Annotated in this window: 20 protein-coding genes and 1 pseudogene; 8 read left to right on the top strand and 13 right to left on the bottom strand. The window is 68.7% G+C overall.

Going from position 1 to position 23092, the window contains the following annotated elements:
* Positions 1-81: 81 nt before the first annotated feature.
* Entirely contained in the window at positions 82-1335 is a 1254-nt protein-coding gene (locus OXI49_03880; protein MDE2689627.1) for a hypothetical protein, read from the top strand.
* A gap of 300 nt (positions 1336-1635) precedes the next feature.
* On the opposite strand, the gene OXI49_03875 is transcribed toward OXI49_03880, so the two are convergent.
* Positions 1636-2304: a metallophosphoesterase family protein gene (locus tag OXI49_03875; GenBank protein ID MDE2689626.1), complete on the bottom strand. Its 669-nt coding sequence runs from the start codon at positions 2302-2304 to the stop codon at positions 1636-1638.
* A gap of 84 nt (positions 2305-2388) precedes the next feature.
* The gene (locus OXI49_03870; protein MDE2689625.1) at positions 2389-2790 is read right to left on the bottom strand and encodes a hypothetical protein; all 402 of its coding nucleotides are present in this window, start codon (positions 2788-2790) and stop codon (positions 2389-2391) included.
* A gap of 37 nt (positions 2791-2827) precedes the next feature.
* On the opposite strand from OXI49_03870, the gene OXI49_03865 reads away from it, so the two are divergent.
* The 4 genes and pseudogenes from OXI49_03865 to OXI49_03850 all read left to right on the top strand — a co-directional run bounded on the left by OXI49_03865 (position 2828) and on the right by OXI49_03850 (position 6050).
* Entirely contained in the window at positions 2828-3823 is a 996-nt protein-coding gene (locus tag OXI49_03865; protein MDE2689624.1) for an MBL fold metallo-hydrolase, read from the top strand.
* 47 nt (positions 3824-3870) lie between these two features.
* Positions 3871-4611 carry an SDR family oxidoreductase gene (locus tag OXI49_03860; GenBank protein ID MDE2689623.1) on the top strand — a complete coding sequence of 247 codons (741 nt, stop codon included), beginning with the start codon at positions 3871-3873 and terminating at the stop codon, positions 4609-4611.
* Between the two features lie 9 nt (positions 4612-4620).
* Positions 4621-5001, top strand: a pseudogene (locus tag OXI49_03855) (sulfatase-like hydrolase/transferase).
* 89 nt (positions 5002-5090) lie between these two features.
* Positions 5091-6050 (top strand): sulfatase-like hydrolase/transferase, encoded by a 960-nt coding sequence (locus tag OXI49_03850; protein ID MDE2689622.1) that lies wholly within the window; start codon positions 5091-5093, stop codon positions 6048-6050.
* A 48-nt stretch (positions 6051-6098) separates the two neighbouring features.
* Here the strand turns inward: OXI49_03850 and OXI49_03845 are convergent, their stop codons facing one another.
* From OXI49_03845 to OXI49_03825, 5 genes are all read right to left on the bottom strand, one after another.
* A complete protein-coding gene (locus OXI49_03845) occupies positions 6099-6770 on the bottom strand; it encodes a helix-turn-helix domain containing protein (protein MDE2689621.1) in 672 nt (223 codons plus the stop codon).
* Positions 6771-6880: 110 nt separating this feature from the next.
* The gene (locus OXI49_03840) at positions 6881-8080 is read right to left on the bottom strand and encodes an MFS transporter (GenBank protein MDE2689620.1); all 1200 of its coding nucleotides are present in this window, start codon (positions 8078-8080) and stop codon (positions 6881-6883) included.
* Complete coding sequence (locus OXI49_03835; GenBank protein MDE2689619.1) at positions 8080-10659, bottom strand: FtsX-like permease family protein; 2580 nt, start codon at positions 10657-10659, stop codon at positions 8080-8082. Before OXI49_03835 ends, OXI49_03840 begins: the two co-directional genes overlap by 1 nt.
* A gap of 85 nt (positions 10660-10744) precedes the next feature.
* Positions 10745-11467: an ABC transporter ATP-binding protein gene (locus OXI49_03830; protein MDE2689618.1), complete on the bottom strand. Its 723-nt coding sequence runs from the start codon at positions 11465-11467 to the stop codon at positions 10745-10747.
* Between the two features lie 20 nt (positions 11468-11487).
* Positions 11488-12183, bottom strand: a complete 696-nt coding sequence (locus OXI49_03825) for an MBL fold metallo-hydrolase (protein ID MDE2689617.1) — start codon at positions 12181-12183, stop codon at positions 11488-11490.
* Between the two features lie 50 nt (positions 12184-12233).
* Between OXI49_03825 and OXI49_03820 the strand changes: the two genes are divergently transcribed.
* Positions 12234-13001 (top strand): SDR family oxidoreductase, encoded by a 768-nt coding sequence (locus tag OXI49_03820; GenBank protein MDE2689616.1) that lies wholly within the window; start codon positions 12234-12236, stop codon positions 12999-13001.
* Positions 13002-13003: 2 nt separating this feature from the next.
* Positions 13004-15274 carry a sulfatase gene (locus tag OXI49_03815; GenBank protein MDE2689615.1) on the top strand — a complete coding sequence of 757 codons (2271 nt, stop codon included), beginning with the start codon at positions 13004-13006 and terminating at the stop codon, positions 15272-15274.
* Between the two features lie 28 nt (positions 15275-15302).
* On the opposite strand, the gene OXI49_03810 is transcribed toward OXI49_03815, so the two are convergent.
* The gene (locus OXI49_03810) at positions 15303-16082 is read right to left on the bottom strand and encodes an SDR family NAD(P)-dependent oxidoreductase (protein MDE2689614.1); all 780 of its coding nucleotides are present in this window, start codon (positions 16080-16082) and stop codon (positions 15303-15305) included.
* On the bottom strand, positions 16079-17482 hold the full coding sequence (locus OXI49_03805) for an aminotransferase (GenBank protein MDE2689613.1): 1404 nt from the start codon (positions 17480-17482) through the stop codon (positions 16079-16081). Before OXI49_03805 ends, OXI49_03810 begins: the two co-directional genes overlap by 4 nt.
* Positions 17483-17531: 49 nt before the next feature.
* Between OXI49_03805 and OXI49_03800 the strand changes: the two genes are divergently transcribed.
* Positions 17532-18065 (top strand): hypothetical protein, encoded by a 534-nt coding sequence (locus OXI49_03800; GenBank protein MDE2689612.1) that lies wholly within the window; start codon positions 17532-17534, stop codon positions 18063-18065.
* A gap of 12 nt (positions 18066-18077) precedes the next feature.
* On the opposite strand, the gene OXI49_03795 is transcribed toward OXI49_03800, so the two are convergent.
* The 4 genes from OXI49_03795 to OXI49_03780 form a co-directional block, all read right to left on the bottom strand.
* Positions 18078-19292 (bottom strand): acyl-CoA dehydrogenase, encoded by a 1215-nt coding sequence (locus OXI49_03795; protein ID MDE2689611.1) that lies wholly within the window; start codon positions 19290-19292, stop codon positions 18078-18080.
* On the bottom strand, positions 19289-20833 hold the full coding sequence (locus tag OXI49_03790; GenBank protein ID MDE2689610.1) for a carboxylesterase family protein: 1545 nt from the start codon (positions 20831-20833) through the stop codon (positions 19289-19291). Before OXI49_03790 ends, OXI49_03795 begins: the two co-directional genes overlap by 4 nt.
* Before the next feature lie 132 nt (positions 20834-20965).
* On the bottom strand, positions 20966-21367 hold the full coding sequence (locus OXI49_03785; protein MDE2689609.1) for a thioesterase family protein: 402 nt from the start codon (positions 21365-21367) through the stop codon (positions 20966-20968).
* 15 nt (positions 21368-21382) lie between these two features.
* A complete protein-coding gene (locus OXI49_03780; GenBank protein ID MDE2689608.1) occupies positions 21383-23014 on the bottom strand; it encodes a hypothetical protein in 1632 nt (543 codons plus the stop codon).
* Between the last annotated feature and the right edge of the window lie 78 nt (positions 23015-23092).

The raw sequence follows: 23092 nt of genomic DNA, 5'->3' as shown, positions 1-23092 counted from the left end.
CTTTGCCGCTGCTCGGACAACGAGAACAACGATCGGTTGTGTAGATCTCAAGCACTGAGACTCCCGAGCACGACACGCGACATGCCCCCGAAGCTAGAGAAGCACCGGTACCTCCGTTTCTTTGTCTCTGCGGATTGGAGCAAGGAGCCAAGAAAGCGCGCGGTCTACGTCGCCGATCTGAGGGAACGTGAGATCCGCAGGGAGGAACGGTCGGACTGGCGGCTCAAGAGCCTGATGACTCTCGCGGAAGAACTCTCTACGGAAGGAAGTGTGCTGGTGGGAGTCGACGTGGTTCTGGGAGTCCCCACGAGCTACTGGAAGCTGGTTCTCGCCGATTCTCGGTATGGCCAACCCACCAACTTCCTGGACTGGCTCGGCCGACTCGGCGGCAATCAGCAGTTCTTCAACCCGGCCAACACGGCCCGAAAGCACGAACAGTGGCGCGTCGATCGGCCCTGGTTCCACGTGCCAAAGGGCAAGGGCGCTCTGACCGGTTTCACGAAGAAAGCCGACGACGGTTTCCTCCGTCTGATCGACCGATCCACCGGCGCCAAGCCTCTGTTCGCCGTGAGTGGCATCCCTGGAACCGTGGGTTCCGGGACCCGTGACTTCTGGCGAGAGCTGGCTCCGAACCTGAGAACGAACCGCAAGTTCGTGGTCTGGCCTTTCGAAGGCGAACTCGCTGAGCTTCTCTCCGCGAACAGGATCGTGCTGGCGGAGACGTACCCCGGCCTCGCCTATGCCGCAGCTCCTGCCGAGGAGTTACCAACCAGACGGTTCGTTGTCGCCAAGACCCGGCAGCAACCGCGAAACGACGCCTGCAACCTGCTCGCCGCCGCCAAATGGGTGACGACCTACGGCGTGAAGCTCGGCGATCTCGACAGCGCGCGAAACGACGAAGACGACTTCGACGCGCTGTTCACCGCCGCCGCCGTTCTGCGCTGCGCCCTTGAACACACTTCGCTGACGACGCCCGACTGGATGGATCACATCGCCGAAGGCTCGATGCTCCTGGCCGGTCCCGTCGATCCGGCCCGCAGATCAAGAACCATCCCCAAGCCCGACAAGGCTCCTCAGGACAAGGCCCAACTGCCGCTCGCTGCCGCTCCCAAGGAAGAACTGCGCCCGCCAGAACCACGACAGAGCACCCCCGGCGAGAAGGTCACATACCGGTGCCCGATCCCGGGCTGTTCCAAGGTCTTCTCCGACTCTCGGGGCGGCTGGGACGCTCACGTCGCATCGCGCCGAAGACACCCCGACTGGTTCCCGGACATAAAGAACCCCCAATTGCGCAAGGAACTCTTCCGCAGGGACTTCGGCTACTGGTTCCGCTAGAGAGCCGACTCGTAACCGTCGACCCTCGACGCTGCGAACGGCTACTAACAGCTACGACTAACCGACGCCACGCGGCTCAGCGCGGTCCAGCCTGTCGGCGGGGCCGGAGGGGAGGTTCCCAGCGGGCTGGAGGCAAGCGCCTCCCCAGACCGTCACCTCGACCGACGACCTACCGCAGCGCAGCCGACCGAAGCGAGCGCTGACCCCCCCAATCCACCGAACAAGCGTGAGCGTCCGATGGGAACCTCCCCTCCGGCCCCGCCGGCAGGCGGCCCAAACCGAACGGCGCCGCGCGCGCCGCTAATCCGGCGCGCGAATCTCGAAGTCGACGGTCCCAGCGTCCGGGTCGGCTTCGATGACCACGGAGCGGCCCTGGAACCAGGGGCCGGGGTTGACGAGGCGGGTTGAGCCGATCGTGTCTTCGCCTATCGCTTCGTGGATGTGGCCGGAGAAGACAAGGTCGGGCTGGTGGCGCTCGACTGCGGCACGGAGCGACTTCGAGCCGACGTGCTGGCCGCGGGCGAGGTCGCAGGCGGTGCCGTGGGGCGGCTGGTGGGAAACGAGGATGGTGGGCCTTCCCTCGACTGCGGCGGCCCGCTCGAAGGCCTCGGCGGCTACTCGTTCGTAGTCCTCCTCGGTCCGTTCGTACGGAAGCTCACCGAAGGGAAGGCCGCCGGAAAGGCCGAGGAACCGGACGCCCTCGATCACGCGAGCCCGACGATCGAGGTCAATGTCGATCTCGCGGAAGTAGTCCTCGACCGGCGGCTGGTCGCAGTTGCCGCACACCGCCAGCACCGGCACGCCCGAGTCCTGAAGCGGTTCGACGATCCGGCGGGCATGGTCCGGACCCAGGAAGTTCGTCAGATCCCCGGCCAGGAGCACCAGGTCGAAGCCGGACGGGTCCGGCAGGCGCGGCGGCCTCTTGCCGGACCAGTGCAGATCGACGACGCCGAGAATCCGGAGAGTCAAGGTCGAACTCCACTCCGCCGCCGGCGTAGATCGACGACGCCGAGGATGCGCAGCGTCAAGGTCGGTCCCCCGGCCGTTCGGCCGTCAGTGAACCAGGGAAGGAGTCGCGTGGGCCGACTCCTGAGGTTCGTCGTCCAGGCCGTGGGACATGACGAAGACCCATGCGGCCAGGCACTCACTCTCCGTCTCCGAGATCAGCTCGAAGACGTACTCGTTTCCGTGCTCGCCCTGGAACGACTGGACGTAGACGACCCGCTCGCGGTCGATCAGGATCTCTCCCACCAGACGCTTGCCGTAGACGAGCTGTGCGATCAGGAGAGAGTTCTCCTCCGCAACGAAGTGCCAGTGGAAGTCCTCGTCGTCGCAGAGCAAGGCATCAACCGATCCGGCCCGGATGACGCAGTTCGGATGGAGAACGAGCCAGTTCCAGAAGGTGTCGAGATCGAGCGTGACCCGGGATCGCTCGACCGCGGTCGGGGCGGTCATCGCGCCATCGTATCCAAGCGGCGCTAGAGTGCGCCTCATGACAAACGGATCAGCCTGGACCGGACTCGGTACGCCGCGCTTCGCCTTCGAACGCGGCCTCCACGACCTCGGCAACGGCTCCTTCGCCTGGCTGCAGCCGGACGGCGGCTGGGGCTGGAGCAACGCCGGCCTGATCGTGAGCGGCGACGAGTCGCTGCTCGTCGACACGCTGTTCGACCTCCCGAACACGCGCGAGATGCTCGACGCGATGAAGAACGCGCACACGGCGGCCGCCGACATCGACCGGCTCGTCAACACGCACTCCAACGGCGACCACACCCACGGCAACGAACTCGTCGCCGGCGCCGAGATCGTCGCATCGACGACCGCGGTCGCCGAGATGGAGGCGACGACGCCGGAGGCACTCGCGGCGCTGATGCGAGGGGCTCGCGCCGACGGCGGTCTGGTCGGCGACTTTCTGGTCGAGTGCTTCGGCAGCTTCGACTTCGAGGGGATCACCCACACGCTGCCGAACCGGACCTTCGACGGCCAGTTGACGCTGACGGTGGGGGACAAGCGCGTCGAGTTGACGGAGGTCGGGCCGGCTCACACCGCTGGCGACACGATGGTCCACGTCCCGGAGGACCGGACCGCGTTCACGGGCGACATCCTGTTCATCGAGGGTGCGCCGATCATTTGGGCGGGACCGATCCAGAACTGGATCGACGCCTGCGACCTGCTGCTGAGCTGGGATTTGCTGACGATCGTGCCGGGGCACGGCCCGATCACCGACAACCGTGGCGTGAAAGCCATGCGCGCCTACCTCGTCTACATACGAGATGAGGCGAGGAAACGGTACGACGCGGGGTTGTCCGCGCGTGACGCCGCTTTCGACATCGCGCTCGGCGACTTCGAGTCGTGGGGCGACAGCGAACGGATCGCGATCAACGTGGACTCGCTGTACCGGGAGTTCGGCGGCGGCGCCGGCGAACGCACCCACATGCAGGAGCTGTTCACCCGCATGGCCGAACTGGCAGAGGCTCGCAGGCGCTAGCGCCGCCAAACCCAACCAGGGACCGACAACAGAGGAGAGAGCCAACGATGGATCTGGGAATCCAGGGAAAGAAGGCCGCCGTCGCCGCGGCATCGACGGGACTCGGCTTCGGCTGCGCCAGGGCGCTGCTCGAGGACGGCGTTGAAGTCGCGATCTGCAGCCGCAGCGAGGAGCGGATCAGGGAAGCCGCCGCGGAACTGGGCGCCGGCGCCGTGCCCGTCGTCGCCGACATGTCCACCGAGGAAGGCGCGCGTTCCTTCATCGAGCAGGCGAGCGAGAAGCTGGGCCACGTCGACATCCTGGTCGCCAACGCCGGCGGCCCGCCGCCCGGTTCCCCAGCCACCACTTCGATCGACGGCTACCGCGAGGCGATCGACCTGAACCTGCTGTCCACGATCGTGATGTGCCAGGCGGCTCTCCCCGGCATGCGCGAGCGCGGCTGGGGGCGGATCGTGGCGATCACCTCGATCGGCGCCCGCCAGCCGATCGGCAACCTCGCCGCCTCCTCCGTGGCCCGCGCCGGAGTCAGCAGCTTCCTCAAGACCCTGTCGGCGGAGGTCGCCCGGGACGGCGTGACGGTCAACTCGGCCCAGCCCGGCATCCACGCCACGGACCGGATCAAGTCGCTCGGCAACACGGACGTCGTGGCCCAGCGCGTGCCCACCGGGACGCTCGGCACCGCCGAGGACTTCGGCAAGGCGGTCGCCTTCCTGTGCTCAGAGCCGGCGCGGTTCATCACGGGCACCAGCATTCTGCTCGACGGCGGCGCCTACCAGGGACTGATCTAGGAGACGCGCATGAGAACAACCGTGGCCTCGGTCCTGCTGCTCGTCTTCCTCTCCTGCGCGCCCTCTACCGATCCGCCCGTCCGGCACAACGTCCTGTTCATCGTCGCCGACGACCTGAACGTCGCGCTCGGCAGCTACGGCGCCTACCCGACCGCGAGGACACCGAACCTCGACCGCCTGGCGGCCGAGGGCGTTCGCTTCGACCGCGCCTACGCACAGCATCCGGTCTGCAACCCCTCGCGAGCGTCTTTCCTGAGCGGCCTGCGGCCCGAGACGACCCAGGTCCTTCACAACTTCCTGGCGCTGCGGCACGCGGTAGGCGATGCCGTGATGTTGCCCGAGTACTTCCGGGATCACGGCTACTTCACCGCCCGGGTCGGCAAGGTGGCGCATGGCCGCTACGAGGACTCGGTGGCGTTCCCGCTGTCGACCACTCGGAGGTCCGCGACAACTCCTGGACCGAAGGCTCGGAAGACGGCATGTCGCGCGCCGACGTCTTCGCGCCCCACGGCCGCACCGGCGGTCTGCCGCTCACCTGGCGAGCAACCGACGAGCGCGAAGAGGACACGCCCGACGGCCGCACGACGCGCAGAGTCATCGAGATCCTGCGGGAGCACGCCGGCGACGAGCCGTTCTTCGTCGCCGCCGGTTTCCACAAACCGCACCAGCCCTGGGTGGCGCCCGCCAGCTTCTTCGAACAGCACCCGCTTTCGGAGACCGCGTTGCCGAACGAGCCCACCGACGACCGCGACGACATTCCGGCTCCGGCGATCGTCGGCTACCCGGACGACGCCCTGCACACCGACGACCAGCAGCGTCAGGCGATCGCGGCCTACCACGCCACCGTGACCCTGGTCGACCACCAGGTCGGCCTGCTGCTCGACGCGCTCAGCGAACTCGGGCTCGGGGAATCGACGATCGTCGTCTTCGTCAGCGACCACGGCTTCCACCTCGGTGAGCACGGCGGCATGTGGCGCAAGCAGTCGCAGTTCGAGGAGTCGACCCGCGTGCCCCTGATCGTGCGCGCGCCCGGATTCGCCGGCGGCGCGACGACCGCAGGGCTGGTCGAACTGGTCGATCTCTACCCGACGCTGGCCGATCTTTGTGGCCTTCCCGCGCCCGTTGGTCTCGAGGGCACGAGCTTCCGACCGCTACTCGAGAACCCGGCCCGGGACTGGAAGAGCGCGATCTTCTCGCGCTCGGATCGTTTCACGCGGCCCGACCGGCAGCATCTCACCGCCGGGCTCAGCGTTCGAACCGCCCGCTACCGCTACACCGAGTGGGCCCCGGTCGAAGGCGGCGACGCGGAGATCGAACTCTATGATCTGGAGACGGATCCGAGGGAGTTCGAGAACCTCAGCAAGGATCCCGCCCACGCCGCCTTGAGAGACGATCTCGCACGTGCCCTCGAGGCCGGCTGGAAGGCTGCCCTCCCTTGAGGGATCCCGGCGCGGCCGTGATGCCCGACAGCCCCGGCCCGTGAACGATCAGACAGCAGCAGGTTCAACCGCCGCATCGATGGCGGCGAGCCGACTCTGGCTCTCCAGCATCTCCCGTTCGAGTCGGGGACGCGCCGCGTCCGTTGCGGCCGCCAGCAGGCACAGGCTCACGAAGTAACCGACCCGCGCCGCCGTCTCCTCGGCGTCGACGACTCGACGCGCCCACAGCGGCAACCACACATGGGCGTGACCGAGAATGACCAGGGCCAACAGCTCGATGTCGACCGAAGGAACCAGGTCGCCATCGGCAACTGCTTCGCGCAGTTCATGGTCGAGGTGCACCCTCGCGACCCCTTCGATCGGACCATCTCCCGGGCGACGCCGTGGTCCAGGTTGATTGATGGGCCTCGCCAGGGCGGGTGGTGACTCCTTTACACCCAGCATCAGGTCGACAATCGCACGAATGCGGTCGATGGGCTCCGTTTCCTCGAGTTCCTCGATCCGGCGCTCCAGTTTTCGAGCTCCGGATCGGCGCAGAGCCTCGAGGATTTCCTCCTTCGACCCGTAGTAGTTGTACAGGGTAGTGACATCGAGCCGCGCCCTGCGGGCCAGCTCGCGCATCGTGCACGCCTCGATGCCTCCATTGGAGATCAGCTTCGTTGCCGCCTCCAGGATCCGCCGCTTGCGGCGACGCATGTTCAGTTCTCTTCGACCCGCCAAGAAACCTCCTCTCCCGGGAGCCCGCGCGTCCGAAATGGGCGCAGAGTCTACAGTCGATCCGACAATCGTTCCAACTTTGTTGGTGTCACTGAAGTCAGGCCGCGTCCGGTTCACGCCGGCCGGCGCACAAAGTCCCTCCCCGCTGCCCAGAGCGCCACGCAGCCGAGCCAGGACATCACCGCTCCCAACGCGTAGGCGTTCCGATAGCCGCCTGCCAGGTCGTGAGCCCATCCCAGCAGGAAGGGTCCCAGCGCGACGCCGATCGAGGCCAGCAGCGTGCTCACCGAGTAGATCCGTGCGTAGCTCCGGGTGCCGAAGGCCTCGGCGATCAGGAGCGGCTGCATCATGAGGAAGCTGCCGATGGTGAGCCCGAAGGCGCTCGACGCGATCAGCAGGCCCGCCACGCTGGTGCTCGATCCCAGGACGACCAGCGTGAAGCCCTGGAGAACCAGCAGGACCAGCGCGAACCCACGGTAGGGAATCCGCTCCAGCAACGCGCCGGAGGCCAACCGTCCCACCACGCTCGAGGCGGCCAGCACCGAGACCGCGAGGCCCGCCACGCCGGGCTCGTGGACGCTGACCAGGCGAAACTGGTGGGCGATGGCGCCGACCTGCGCCATCAGACCGAAGAAGAACGTGCCGGCGATGCCCAGGAAGTAGCGTGAGCGGAACGCCTCCCGGGCGGTGACGCCCGGCTCCTCGGCGCCCTCGAACTCCCCCACCCGGTCCATCTCTCCGCGCGGCCGCGGAATCAGCCGCCAAAGCGACAGGGGCAGGATGCCCACGACGTACACGGCGGCCACGATCTCGGTGCCGCGCCGCAGACCGTACTCACCCATCACCCAGGCGGCGAAGGGCGCGACCGCGATGCCGCCGACCGACAGCCCCGTGAACACGACCGACAGGGCAAGTGCCCGTCGGCGCGCGAACCACCGCGTGACGACCGTGCTCGCCGTCAGCATGTTCGTGGCGGAGAATCCGAAGCCGAAGAGAGCGAAGGCCAGGTAGACCTGAAGGAGCGTCTCGACACGACCGATCAGCACGAGGGACGCGGCGCAGATCGCCACGCCCGCCGCGACCGACCAGCGGGCATCGACCCATTCGATCACGCTGGCGACGCCGAGCCCGGCGAAACCGCTCACGGCGAAGAAGATCGTCGGGGCGAGCGAGGCCGCGAAGACGGTCAGACCGCGTTCACGCGTCAGCGCCTCGAGCAGAACCGACTGGTTGTAGAAGCCGAGGCCGGACGAGAACATCATCATCGCGAACAGTGCCCCGACTATCTGCCAGCGGGTGGAGATACGCGGCATCAACGCACCTCGCGCAGGGAGTCGATCGGAGGCCTTTGCAGCGCGCCAACGCTGGCCAGAAGCCCCGTCGCGAGCGACAGCAGGCTGCCCGCCGCGAGCGCCCCGAACACCGCCCAGGGCCTGAACGACCAGGCAAGCTCCAGCTCCCGCGTCACCAGCCACCAGGCTGCCGCCGAGCCGAGCACGGCCGCCACGACCGCCGCCGACAGGCCGACCAGTACGTACTCAGCCGCGAAGGCGCGCAGCACGTCGAAGCGAGTCGAGCCGATCGTCTTGAGCAGGGCCGCCTCACGGCCGCGTCGCGCCGAGCTCGCGGCGACCGCACCGGCCAGCGTCAGCAGCGCCGCGGCCACCGTGAAGCTGCCGAGAACCCGCACGCCGACCTGAAGCTCGCCGACCAGGTCGACCACCTTCTGGAGCACTTCCCGGATCCGGACCACGGCGACACCGGGAAAGGCGACGTAGATCTCGTCCTGGATCCGTTGTTCCCGCTCCGGCGGCAACCAGGCCGCCGCGAGCCGGGTGTGCGGCGCCCAGTCCAGCACGGCCGGTTCGACCACGAGGAAGAAGTTGATGCCGAAACCCTCCCAGTCCACCCGTCGCAGGCTGGTCACGGTGATCCTGGTCTCGCGGCCGCCAACCTCGAGGTCGATCGTCGAGCCGACGCTCACTCCGATCGTCTCCGCGAAGTCCTGTTCGACACTGACCTCGCCGAGCTTCGGATCGACCCAGGGCTGCGGCGCCGTTGCCGGCCCGGCGGCACCCCTGTTCCGGGTCTCGAGAATCACGTTGTCCTCGGGCAGCTCATCGAGGAAGGTCAACCGCAGTTGCCGCCTCAGCGCCCAGCGGTTGCGGTCGTTCAGCCGCTCCGCCACCGGATCCCCGTCGATCGCCCTGACGCGGGCCATCACCACCGGCGCCGACTGCACCCTCCGGGCCCCCTGGCGCTCCAGAAGGCCGGCAAGGTCATCCCAACCCGCCGCCGGCACGTTCAGGAGGAACGCGCTCGGAGCCTCCTCCGGAAGCCCGGCCGCCAGTTCGTCGTGAAGGTGGCCCTGGACGACGAACATGGCGAGCAACACCATCAGGCCCATTCCCAGTGCGACCGAGGCCGCCAGCGTGCCCGATTCGGGCCGCGCCAGCGCCGCGACGCCATAGCGGAGCCAGGAAGAGCGGCACCTGGGCGCCAGGAACCGGGCCAGCCTCCGTAGCACCAGCGCCGCCAGCATCAACGCGACGACAGCCGCCGCCACCGCGCCCACGAACCGGAGCGCCAGCCACAGCGACCCGGCCTGGAGCGCCGTCGAACCCGCCACGCCGGCACCCACCGCGAACACGGAGAAAGCGCTCGCGAGTCGTGAACCCGGCAATGGTTCGGCGCCGCTGCGGAACACGCGCACGGGCGGCGCCCGCAGCACGACGAGCAGGGCCGGAGCCGAGAACGCGGTCGAAACGCCAACGCCGAGCGCCACTCCCCGGAGGAAAGCCCAGGGTTGCCAGATCGAAACCGCCTCGACCGGCAGCGCGCCACCCAGGATCGCCGGCACGAGGAGGATGGAGAACAGCCCGGCCACGCCGCCGATCACCCCGGCCACCAGGCCCAGCAGGACCGCCTGGACGACGTAGGTGCGCATCAGGTCGCGCGGCCGGGCCCCCAGGCACTTGAGCACCGCGAGCGCGTCGAGACGCTGGGTCAGCCAGGCGCGAATACCCTGGGCCACGCCGACGCCGCCGACCAGGAGCGACAGCAGCGCCACCAGGCCCAGGTAGCGTGAGAGCCGTTCGAGGTCCTCACGAATGCCGGGCTGGGCATCGGCGTAGGTTTCGACCCGCACCGCGCCGTCGTCGATCTCGTCGCGCAGGGCGTCCGCCCGCAGTTCAAGCTCTTCGAGCGAGTGCTCTCCGGTGAGCCGCACCAGCACCCGATAGCCGCCGAAGCCAGCGAAGGGAAAGAGCCCCGCCGCTTCCTGCGCGGCCACGCCCACGACGACCCGCGGCCCGAACGCGAACGCCGTCGGCAACCGGTCCGGCTCCGCTTCAAGCGAACCGATGATCCGGAGCGTCCGCCGGCCGAGACGAAGGTCGTCGCCGACGGTCAGGCCGAGTCGGGAGAGCGCTTCCGGCGACACGAGCGCGGAGTGGTCGCCCAGAACGTCCGCCGGCTTCGTTCCGGGAGGCAGCGGCGGCTCCGTCACGAGTTCGCCATAGAACGGATAGCCGCCAGACACCGCCTTCAGTTCGGCCAGCAGGCTCGATGGGCCTCCGCCGCCCTGTTCGCGGGGCGAAGCGCGGCCCACCATCGCCGCCAGCTCGCGCACCTGGGCGCGAGCGGCGCCGGGGACGCGATCGATCGTCTCCAGGATGTCCTCCGGAATCGGGCCCCGCGAGCGAACCGCCAGGTCCGCTGCCAGCAGCTTCCGTGCCTCTCCCCGGATCGCGCCGTCGACACTCGAGGCGAGTCCTGCCACCGAGACCACGGCGCCGACCCCGACCGAGAGGCACGCCACCCAGACCCAGACCCGCCCCAGGGAGCCCCGGAGCTCCCGCAGCGAGTACCGGAGCGCGACCCGCGGACTCACCGGCCACTTGCTTCCGCGATCGCCGCCAAACCTGTCGCAAGCTCCATGTTTGGCCCCATCCCCCACCTCACCAGGAGCTTGCGCCTCACCGCTCAGACCCTTGCGCGTCTACGGCGCAAGCTCCTAGTCGACCGTCGACCATGACCAGCTCGCGATCGGCGCGCGCAGCCACCGCCGGATCATGGGTCACCAGTACCAGGGTCGATCCGAATCGATCCCGCAGCGCCATCATCACGTCGAGGACCGCCGCGCCGGTCACCGAGTCCAGGTTGCCCGTCGGCTCGTCCCCCAGGAGGATCCGGGGCTCGGCGGCGAACGCCCTGGCCAGAGCCACGCGCTGCTGCTCTCCGCCCGAGAGTTGCGACGGATAGTGGTGGACGCGCTCCGCCAGACCGACCTCCGCCAGCAGTGCTTCCGCCCGCCGGCCGGACCGCCTGCGTCCCAGGAGGTCGAGCGGAAACTGCACGTTCTCGCGCGCGGTCAGGTTGGGAAGCAACTGAAACGCCTGGAAGACAAAGCCGATCTTCTCCCGCCGCAGCAGGGCCAGTTCGTCCTCGCTCAGCTGCTCGATCGGCTGGCCGTCGATCAGGACGCTGCCCGCGGTAGGCCGGTCGAGTCCGGCAAGCAGCGCGAGCAACGTCGACTTGCCGGCCCCGGAGGGGCCCCGGACGGAAACGCACTCGCCGGCGGCCACTTCGAGATCGACATCGTCGACCACGACCAGGGTGCGTTCCCCCGAACGCAGTTCGCGACGCAGTCCCCGGGTCTCGAGGCGGGCCGGAGCCCCCTGCGACGCGAGCGCCGCCATCCCGGAAGCCTCCCCGGGACTCAAAGGAAGCCCAGCATCGCCCGCCACTGCTCGAGACTGTCCGGTCGGAGATAGGCGTTCCACATGAGTTCACGGCCGATCGTCGAACTGGACTCGGGGCCATAGTCGTGGCCCGGATAGATCGCGAGGTCCGGCGGCAGGTTCTTCAGCCGCTGCAGCGAGCGGTACATCGCGTCGGCGTCGCTGTGCGGCAGGTCGATCCGGCCGATTCCCTGCACGAAGAGCGTGTCCGCGGTCAGTACGTGGCCGCCGGCGCGGAAGCAGCAACTGCCCGGCGAGTGGCCCGGGGTGTGCAGCACCTCGACCTCCAGGTCGCCCAGTTCGAGGACATCACCGTCCCGGAACGACTCCACGCGGTGGGGCGGGCAACCGACCATCTCGGCGCCACGCTCCGCCTCGGCCTCGTGAATCAGCATCGGCACGTCGAACTCGGCGCGCAGCTCGCGCACCCCCGGGACGTGCTGACCGTAGATGTCGCCGCCGATGTGATCCTGGTGGAAGTGCGTCGCCAGCACGCCGACAACGTCGTAGCCCTGCTCCTGCGCGATCTCGACCACGCGGATCGGCTCCCATGCCGGATCGACCGCCCAGGCGCGGCTGGTCGACGGGTCGGCCAGGACATAGACGAAGTTCGCCATCGGTCCGGCCTGGACCTGGATCAGACGTGGTTCTCCGGCAGGGGGAGCGTCGCTCATCGTCCGCGGAATCTACCCCGCCGCGGGCCGCGGTTGTAATCTCCCCCGCCATGACGACCCGAGACGCGCACCGTATCTTCGACCTGTCCGGACGCACCGCCCTCGTCACCGGCGGCAGCCGGGGCCTCGGCCGCGAGATGTCGCTCGCCTTCGCCGCCGCCGGGGCGAACGTCGTCGTCACCAGCCGGAAGATCGACTCCTGCCGCGAGGTCGTGACCGAGATCGAGTCGGCGGGCGGGCAAGGCCTCGCCCATGCCTGCCACGTCGGCCGCTGGAACGAAGTCGACGCCCTGATCGACGCCGCCTACGAGCGCTTCGGCAAGGTCGACGTACTGGTGAACAACGCCGGCATGTCGCCGCTCTACCCAAGCCTCGCCGAAGTGAGCGAAGAGCTGTTCGACAAGGTCGTTGGCGTCAACCTGAAGGGGCCCTTCCGACTCGCCGCCGTGATCGGCGCGAGGATGGCCGAAGGCGACGGCGGCAGTATCATCAACGTGACGAGCACGGCCGCGATCCACCCGAGCGCCAACGCCGAACCCTACGGCGCGGCCAAGGCGGGACTGAACGCCCTGACCGAATCGCTCGCTCACGCCTACGGCCCCAAGGTCCGGGTCAACGCGATCATGCCCGGGCCGTTCCTGACCGACATCTCGAAGGCGTGGGATCTGGAAGCGTTCAACCGGCGAGCGAAGACCTCCATCGCGCTCGGCCGCGGCGGGGAGCCCGACGAGATCGTCGGTGCGGCGCTCTACCTCGCCTCCGACGCTTCGAGCTACACGACGGGGGCGATCCTGCGGATCGACGGCGGCAGTCGGTGACGATGGCGTTACGCGAGCCCCACCGCGCCCTCGGTGCGGTCGCCCTGGCGCTCCTCGCCTGCGGAGGCGACGACTTGCCGCCGGTCACCACCGATCTCGCCTCACACCTGGATCTTGCCGATGTGACGGCCGAATCGAGCGAAGTCGCTCCAAGCGACTACGACCAGCGACGGGAACTGATGGCCGGGTGGTCCCCGCCCCGGCAGGATGCGGAGGGCGCCTTTGCCACGAACGAGGGGCCGCGTTCGGAGATCGCCTGGCGTCTCGCCTGGACCCGGCCGCTCGACCTGGTGCTCACTGGCCGACCGATGACCACCGCCGACGACGCGCCGACGACGGTGGCGGTCTCCTGGAACGACCAATCGCTGGGCGATCTCCAACTCACCGCGAGTGCCGGCATGCAGGACTACCGACTGGAAGTGCCGCCTGACCTGCAGCGGATCGGAGCCAACACCATTGGCCTCAACTACTCCGCGGTCGACGCGTCCTCGGCGACACCGCCAGAGGTCGCCTGGAGTCGCATCCGGGTCGAGGGGGCCGGTGTCGGCGTCAAGCCGGCGGCGGGCTCCGACGGATCTTTGCAACTGCCCTTCCGAACGGCGCTCGACTTCTACGTCATGCTGCCCGACGGCGGTTCCCTCGAACTGGACGACATCGCGCTCTACGGTCCCCAGGGCGCCTGGCGGAACGCCGAGCCTGCCTCCGCGCTTCTGGTCTCCGTCCATCGCTATCCGGCTGCGCCGGCCGTGGTCAGCGAGACGATCACGGAAAGGCGCGGGCGCGTCCGTCTGCGGCCACACCACCTCCCGATCAGGATCCGCATCGAGCCGGTCGCCGGCGCGCGATTACCCCAGGCAGAGGCCGGGTTCCGCTTCTCCGGCGTACTGAACAGCGCGGGCAACCCGTGGCCGCACGCCGCCCTCCCAACCGCCGCGGCGCCGGCAGCCGGTCCCGAACCGGAAAGCGCCGCCAGCGGGCCCGCAGCGAAGCTCCCTCACGTGCTCATCTTCCTCGTCGATACCCTCCGGGCGGATCGACTCGGCTGCTACGGCTACGACCGACCGACCTCGCCGAACATCGACCGGTTCGCGGCCGGCGCCGTTCGGTTCGAGCACGCGGTGGCCCAGTCCTCATGGACTCGGCCGTCGACGGCCAGCATCCTCACTGGCCTCTATCCGCACAACCACGGCGCCCGCAGCAGAAACCACGTTCTGGCCGGCGACGTCGCCTACCTGCCCGAAGTCCTCCGCTCGATCGGCTATCGGGCGCTCGGCGTGTCCAGCAACAGCATCGCCGGACCGACCTTCGGGTTCCGCCGCGGCTTTAGCCACTTCAAGCAACTGCCGGAGAACCTCTCGAGCCCCGGCATCCACATTCCGGTGTGGCGGGTCGTAAATGAGACGCTGGAGTGGCTTGAGCGGATAGGTCCCGAAGACTCCTTCTTCGTGTTCATGCACGCGATGGATCCGCACGCGCCTTACTACCCCCCGGAGCCGCACCGGTCGCGCTTTGCGCCTGACGCTCCCGCCGGCGCCCTCGGGAAGAACATGGGCAAGCTGCAACCCTTCGAGATCCCTCACCTGAGCGATGTCTACGACGCCGAGATCGCCGCCGTGGACGAGCACTTCGGCCGCCTGCTCGAAGAACTCGACAGGCGAGGATTCCTCGACGACACCCTGGTCGTGTTCGTTTCTGACCACGGCGAGGAGTTCCTGGACCACGGTAACCACGGCCACGGCTCGAACCTCTACCGTGAACAGATCCACGTACCCCTGATCCTTCAGCTCCCGGCCCGGCTGCGCGCGGCGGTTGAACGCTCGGTGGTCGAGGAACAGGTGCAGCAGATCGACATCGTGCCGACGATTCTCGAAGCGATCGACCGCCCCGGTCTGATCGAAACTGACGGCCGGTCGCTGCTGCCTCTCATGAACTCCCGACGCAGCCCTGCAGAGCACCGGATCGCCATGTCCGACCTCCGCAACGACGGAGAGGCCGTCGACGCGCTACTGCTCGAGCAGGACGACGAGCCCCGTCGCAAGCTGATCGACTACTGGAGCGCCTCGTTCGGAGAGACGCACCAGCTCTTCGACACGACCAGCGACCCGGCCGAACTGCGCAATCTGGGCGCGAGGGAGCCCCATTGGGCCGGCTACCTCCGGGCGATCGGCAGACTCATGCGCCGTGGGTCGCGGGAGCAACTCGAACCCGGTCTGGAACCGGACATGCCGCCCGAGCAGCGGAGAGCGCTCGAGGCGCTCGGCTACCTGGACTGAAGCGTCGCGGCTGCGCGGCGCGTTGTCGTCAAGCGCGGCGAACGGTCAAACCGCCATCGACCGGCAAGGCGACGCCGGTGATGAAGGACGAGGCAGGCAGGCAGAGATGCAGCGTGCCGTGCGCCACCTCCTCCGGGTCGCCGTAGCGACGTAGCGCGGTGCGCCGACGCGCATAGATCTGCTTGTGCTCCTCGGGAATCCGCTCCGTCATCCCGGTGCGGATCGGGCCGGGGCAGATGCAGTTCACCGTGATGCCCTCCTTGCCGAGTTCCACCGCGAGTCCCCGGGTCAGGCCGATGACCCCGGTCTTGGCCGCCGAGTAGGCGCTGTTCATGGCCGTCGCTCCCAGCCCTTCGGTCGAGGCGATGTTGACGATCCGCGGCGAGTCCGACTTGCGGAGATGGGGCAGCGCCGCGCGGATTGTCCGCTGGTGGGCGGTCAGGAGCACGTTCACGGTCTCCTGCCAGCGCTGCTCGTACTCGTCCGCGTCGATCGGTCCACCGCGCGAGATGCCGGCGTTGTTCACGAGGATGTCCAGGCCGCCGTAGCGGCCGGCCACCTCGCCCACGACACTCTCGATCGCATCGGCGTCGCCCACGTCGAGGGCCCACGCGGTCGCTTCCCGGCCCGCCGCGCGAATCTCGGCGACCACCGCCTCAACGCCCGGACCGTTGATGTCGGTCGCGGCGACATTCGCGCCTTCCGCGGCAAACAGCATCGCCGTCGCCCTGCCCATGCCCGAAGCGCAGCCCGTGATCAGCGCGGTCTTTCCCGCTACTGACCGGCTCAAGGTGGTCAGTTCCGTCATGACGCCGCGCCTCCAGCCTCGACCCAGGCCAGGGTCTCGTCAAGGCCACGGCCGAAGCGCTCCAGGATCTCGTCGACGTCCGACTCAGTGACGATCAACGGCGGGCAGAACGCCACCGTGTCGCCCAGCGCCCGCACGATCAGACCGTGGTCAAGGCAGCGTTGCATGCAGTACGCCCCCACTCCGCGCTGGATCGGAAAGGCCTCGCGACTCTGCTTGTCCGCCACGAGCTCGCAGGCGCCGAGCAGTCCCTTGCCCCGCGTTTCCCCCACGAGCGGATGATCGGCAAAACGCCGCAGCCCGGCCTGAAAGTAGTGCCCCACGCGGGCGGCGTGAGCGAAGAGGTCCCGCTCCTCCATCAGTTCCAGCGCCTTGAGCGCTACGGCCGCGCAGACGGGATGGCCCGTGTAGGTGAAGCCGTGACCGAACAGGCCCCAGCGCTCCCCGGCCTCGACGAAGACATCGACCATCTTGTCCGGCACGAGCACCGCACTGATCGGTAGATAGGCGGATGACAGGGCCTTCGCGACCGAGGCCGTGTCCGGCCGCATCTCCATCGCCTCGGCGCCGAACGGCGTGCCGAGCCGGCCGAAACCGCAGATCACCTCGTCGTCGATCAGCAGTACATCGTGCTCGTCCAGGACCGCCTGGATCGCCGGGTAATAGCCCTCGGGCGGCACGACGACGCCCCCGGCGCCCAGCACCGGTTCGGCTATGAAGGCCGCAACGGTCTCAGGCCCCTCGGCACGGATCAGCTCGTCGAGTTCGGCCGCCAGCCGGGCCGTGAACTCCGCTTCCGTCTCGCCAGGCTCGCCCTCGCGGTAGTAGTGCGGGCAGGTCACGTGGCGGAACTGCGGCAACGGCAGGTCGAAGCTCTTGTGGAACGGCGGCAGCCCGGTCATGCTGCCGGCGGCCAGCGAAACCCCGTGGTAGCCGCGGCGGCGGCTGATGATCTTCTTCTTCTCCGGCCGGCCGAGCGCGTTGTTGTAGTACCAGATGAGCTTGACCTGGGTGTCGTTCGCGTCCGAGCCGGAGGTACCGAAGAACGCCTTCGCGTTCTCGACCGGCCCGATCTCGCGCAGTCTCTCGGCCAACGCAACCGCCGGTTCGTGGCTGCGGCCCGCGAAGAGGTGGGAGAAGGAGAGCTTCCGGATCTGCTCTGCGGCGGCTTCCGCGAGTTCTTCCACGCCGTAGCCCAGCGCCGTGCACCAAAGGCCGGCCAACCCCTCGATGTACTCCTTACCGTCCTCGTCCCAAACCCGGATGCCCTGCCCCCGTTCGATCACCAGCGGGCCGTCACGGCGGAGAGCGGGAAGGTCCGTCGTCGGATGGAGGACAGACAGGTGGTCGCGATCTGACGTGGAGGCGGCGTACTGCGTCGCCTCTGCGGGTAGGCTCATGTCGACTCCCAGATTCGGGCTCAGTTCAACGTCAAAGCAGGAGCAGTCTATGCCGCATCGCCCAACCACCGCACGCCGTCTGACGGCCGCAATTCTCATCGCCATCGGCACGGCCGCCGCGGGCACCGCGGCGGACCTTGAACTCCGATTCCTCGATGAAGCCTGGAACGGCGAGACCGTGCCCGAGGGCAGCCAGTGCCAGAAGTTCGGAGGAGAGGCGGGATCTCCCACCATCCACGTCGCGGGCATTCCCGAGCAGGCGAACGCGCTGATTATCGAGTTCAGCGACCGTGACTTCCCGCCCATGGACAACGGCGGCCACGGCAAGTTCGGCCTGGAGATCGAGCCCGGGACGGGCAGCACAGACGTCGGCTCTGTACCCGGCCACACGACCGACCTGCCGGCCGGCTTCTTCGTCGTCGAGGAGCACAAGGCACCGACGTGGGACAAGGCCGGCGCCTACCTGCCGCCCTGCTCCGGCGGCCGCGGAAACAGCTACTACCTGACCGTCAAGGCGGTCCACCGCATGGGCGACGAGACCCATGAACTGGCGTCCGGCACGCTGGAGATGGGCAAGTACTGAAGAGGTCAAGCCTCAGAGATCGGTGTCGCCCCTCAGCAACTGGCGGGCGATCATCCGGTTCATGATCTCGTTCGAGCCGTCGGCGACGTTGACAACCCGCAGCGCCTTCCAGGCCTCGGTGAGGCCGAGTTCGTTCGTGAAGCCGAGGGCGCCGTGCGTCTGCATCGCGCGGTCGACCGCGCGCAGCCCCACCTGGACCGAGTAGGTCTTCGTCATGCTGAGTTCCTTGATCGCGCGGCTGCCGCCATCGAGCAGTCGGGAGGCGTTTCGGCCCATCAGGTGCGCGGCATGGAGCTCCGTTGCGGACTCGGCCAGGGGAAAGCTCACTCCCTGGTACTCGGCGATGGGGGAACCGAAGGCTTCACGCGTCCGGGCGTAAGCGAGCGCCGTCTCGATCGCCCAGCGACCGGTCCCGACGGCGCGGGCCGAGTTGTAGACACGGCCCAGCGAAACTCCGTAGAGCGCCGCGGCCAGACCGCGGTCGACTTCGCCGATGACCTGCCACGGCTCGACGTAGAGGCCTTCGAGAGCGATCTCCGCCTCGTCGCCGCCGATGTCGCCGAAGAGCTCCACGACCCGTACGCGCCTGAAGCCCTCCGCTTCAGTCGGCACGATGAAGGCGGTGATCCCGCCCTCGCCGGTGCGCGCGAACAGCACGCAGTAGTCGGCGATCGGCCCGTGCGTCGTCCAGATCTTTCGGCCGATGATCCGCCAGCCGTCACCGTCCCGCTCCGCTCTCGTCGCAAGGGCCGACAGGTCGGAGCCGGCGCCCGGTTCGGAGAGACCGAAGCACATGATCTTCGAACCGTCCATCAACCCCGGCAGGAAGCGCTCGCACGCCTGCTCCGATAGCTGCGACAGGAGCCGGCTCGGGCCGAACGCCCAGTGCGCCATGACGTGCAGCAGGAGCCATGGACGCGGCCCCAGGCGGTGAAAGAGGGCCTGCCAGCCAGCGTAGTAGGCGAGATGGCCATGGCCGCCGCCGCCGAGCTCCTCGGGCACGCACGCGGTGAAGAGTCCCTCGCGGGCCGAGGCCATGCGGACTTCGCGTATCAGCTCGACGGCCTCGGGCCGGAGCCGGCCGGTTGGGTCGTAGCGACCGCGGGGATCGTCGAGGATTTCGGGGCGGCTCTGGTGCCGCGGCAGCACCTCGCGCTCCGCGAACTCCAGCACCTGATCGCGGAAGTCCTCGATGGCCGCGGGCAGCGGCTCGGCGATGGCGCTCATCCGCCGCCCAGGGCCACGTCCAGGGCGTCGAGCTTCTCTTTCAGCACACCCGACTCGACACTCACCGCGTCGCCGACGACGAGCGCCTGGTCGGTTTCGGGCTGGTAGCGCGGCCACTCGGGCAACCCCTCGCCGTTCGGATCGCCGGTCTTCGCGAAGTTGGTCCAGTAGCTCGACAGCAGGTCGGCGATCTCGTGGTCCCAGTCCTCCCAGTTGATCCCCACCAGGTCGGTGTTGCCGAAGACGTAGGCCAGATCGCCGGAATGGTAGGCGCCCATCCGTCGCGGACCGCCTTCACCGCCCAGGTCCGGCCGGTCCGGCAAGTACAGCCGGAACACCGGCGGTGCGTGGGGAATGTAGTAGAGGTAGGCGTCGCCGCCGGCCGCCGCGGCGTAGCGGACCCAGGAGCGGCTGCCCCAGCCGAAGATCGTGTCGGAGAAGATCAGGCTCGGCACCGCGGCAGGCGCCTGCTCCGCCTCGACGGCGTAGGCAGCCAGGAGCCCGGTGGCCGCCTCGCCGTACTGCTCTTTCAACTGCCGTCGGAGTGCCGGGCGTTCAAGCACCGGGCCGGGCGCGAACAGTGCCCGCGACTCGTCTCCCATGAAGCCGACCATCATCGGCACCCGGTTGTGCTCCCCGCGAGCGTAGATCGTCGACGGCTGATCCGGAAGGTACCAGCCGTCGACCACCGTCTTCGCGCCCGCCGACCAACCGGAACTGCCGGCCCCGGCCAGCACGTCCTCGGGCGAAGCGGCCCGCATCGCGGCGGCGGTCTCAGCCGCGGCGGCATCCTCCGCGACTCCCAACCCGTCGGCGAGCAGCATGCCGCGCCGCTCCGCCTGTTCCAGGCTCTCGAGCGGAGTGAAGCAACCGGCGGACTGGCCGATCGCACGGTGAAACAGGCCGGCCGCGAGCGGCGACGCGACCAGGCTGCAGACGCTCATCGAACCCGCCGATTGCCCGAAGATGGTCACTCGCTCGGGGTCGCCGCCGAACGCCTGCGCGTTGTCCCGCACCCACCGCAGCGCGGCGATCTTGTCGAGAAGGCCGTAGTTGCCGGAAGACCCATGCTCCGACTCGGCGGTCAGCGCTTCGTGGGCGAAGAAGCCGAAGGGGCCGAGCCGGTAGTTGATCGACACCAGGACGACGCCCTTGCGAGCAAGGGCCGCGCCGTCGAAGATGAGGGACGACCCGTGCCCCACTTCGTGGCTGCCGCCGTGGAACCAGACCATGACCGGCCGCGGACCGCCACCGTCGGCGGCGGTCCACAAGTCGAGGTACAGGCAGTCCTCGCTCCGGTCGATCTCCCCCCGGCTCCAGATGGAAGTGTCCGGACTGATCGCCTGCCAGCACGGCGCGCCCGACTGAAGGGCCGGCCGTACACCTTCCCACGAGGACGGCGGCTGCGGCGGCCGCCAGCGCAGATCGCCTGCGGGCGGCGCCGCGTAGGGAACGCCGCGGAAGACGAGCACGTCGCCGGCCGGACCGCGGCCGTCATCCACTGGCGCGCCTTCGACCGCGCCGTAGGAGGTTTCGATCACCACGCCAGGACCGCCGGCCTCGGGCTCATCGACCGCATCACACGCCCAGACGGCGGCTATCGGACATAGGCACAGGGTGAGTAGAGAGTGACTTCGACGCCTCATGTGCGTCCTCCTTCCGTGTTCCCGGGGTCAGCCTCGTAGCAGCAGTCGTTGGACTTCCCCGGACAGGATGACCGGCCGCCCGGCTTCCGTGTCCAGCCATACCCAGCGGTGGGTGAAGCGGGCGACCTCGCGGCCGGCGGCGGCGGAAAGGACCTCGAAGTCCTGGGAGAATCCACGCTCCGTCGCCTCCGTCGTGTGTACCCGGATCCGCGCTCCCTCCTGCCAGCGCAGCGGCGAGAAGTAGGTCGCCGTCGTCGACCGCTGCACCGCGTAGACGCGGGCGGGCTTCAGGTCCGCATCGATTCCGCAGTGCTGTTCGAACCGCGCGTACGCCATCTCGGTCAGCGCCAGCAGCACGCCTGCGTGGACGAAGCCGGTGGCGGCGAAGCAGTCGCTGTGTCTGGTCTCGAACTCGGTCTCGAAGGTCACGTCACCCCAGCGGCCTCACGCGGAGGCCGAGACGAACTCCCGCGCCTCGGCAAGCTCCTTCGGCTCGGTCGCGCCTGCCCAGGTCTCGAGCAGTCGCTGGTACGACTCGGAGGCCGCGGCCCTGTCACCCGCCACGGCCTGTGCGCGCGCCAGCCCGAGCAGGGTGCGTGGCCGGTTCGGCGTGTAGAGCAACTGATCCTCGAACTGCGCGATCGCGTCCTCCGGGCGTTCGAGCTTCAGCAGCACCTCGCCGTAGAGCTCCCGGATCGGCTTGATCGGCGACGCGGCGCCGCGCGGCGGCCCCATCGTCGAAGCGATCGCCAGCCCCTTGTCGAACAGTTCGACGGCGCCGTCGGCGTCGCCCTCGGCGAGCCGGATCAGGCCGGCCACCTCGTGGTGCATGACCTGGGCGGGCTTGGGGCCGCGCTGGAACGTCGAGCTGTCGCCGCTCTGCCGCTCGCCCGCCTTCCTGAGCCGCGCGGCGGCCTCACGGGCCAGGTCGAGCTCGCCGGAGTGGACCGCCGAGATCCCGGTCGCCAGCAACTCCGAAGTGGATGTGTCGTCCGTGATCTCGCGGGTCTCCCACTCCTCCGTCTCCACGATGTAGCGGGCGCGCACGAGCGGCACGGTGTTCTCGGCCCAGTCGCTTTCGGTGCGCTCGACCAAGTCGTCGAGTTCGGCGATCCACTCCCGCGCCTTGGCGTAGTCGCCGCGCTGCAGGTCGCCGTACTGCCCCCAGTCGAGCGAGTGGACCATGTCACTGACGCGCTCGCCCGGGTCCCAGAGCGCCACCGCGGCCTCATACGCGGAGTCGTTCGACTGCGACACCCGGTCCCACATGCCGCGCTGGATGAAGATGTGCGACGGCATGTGGCGGGCGTGGGAGACGGCGGCCGCGATGTCGGCGAAACGATAGGCCGCCGGCAGCGCCAGCGGCGCGTGGACCGGATCGTCGAAGGCGTGGATGATGTAGTGGGCCGCCCCGGGGTGGTTCGGGTTGCGCTCGAAGACGCCGAGACCGATCGACCCTGCCAGGACGTTCAGCCGGAAGGTGTCGTCGTCGAGCGGCCCGACCGCCTGCAGCAGCGACAGCGCGTAGAAAGCGGCGACCTCGTCGTCGTCCGGGTAGCCCTCGTAGAGCCGCTCCATCGCCTCCATGTAGGCGATGCGCCGCTCGACCAGTTCGCCTTCGCCGAACAACTCCTCGACCGCGGTCAGGAAGCCCCGTTCGCGCTCGTCGCCGGCCTTGGCCGCCCGTTCGTCGCGAGTCTCGCCGAGCCGCGCCAGGGCTTCGCGCGGCGACTCGAGATCCCGTTCCGGCATCAACGGATGGTTGTAGGTCAGCGTCTCGCCCCAGTACGCGAGCGCGAAATCGGGCTCGATCTCCTGGGCGGCGTGGAATTGCTCGCGTGCCTGCTCGTAGCCGAAGCTGTGGAGAATCGCGACGCCGCGGATGAAGTGCCTCTGCGCCTCCTCGCCCGCTGAGGTCGGAAAGTCGATCGATCCGACATCGACCGAGGCGTCGAAGTCGGACACGTCGGTCGCGGCTTCCGCCTCCGAACCGCCGCTGACGGCGCAGCCCGCTGCCGCCAGCCAGACGATCGGAACTGCGAGGAGGGCTGCGATCAGGGAAACTCGTCGGTTCATCATGAACTCCTTCCAGCCGATTCCGCGCCCGCCGGCGACACGGACTCTGTGGCTCCACCTGTGACTATGCTCAATGCC

It is taken from the genome of Acidobacteriota bacterium (assembly GCA_028875725.1).
Lineage (GTDB): Bacteria > Acidobacteriota > Thermoanaerobaculia > Multivoradales > Multivoraceae > Multivorans.
The sequence above is the reverse complement of the archived record's forward strand: the minus strand, read 5'-3'. Positions and strand labels throughout refer to the sequence as shown.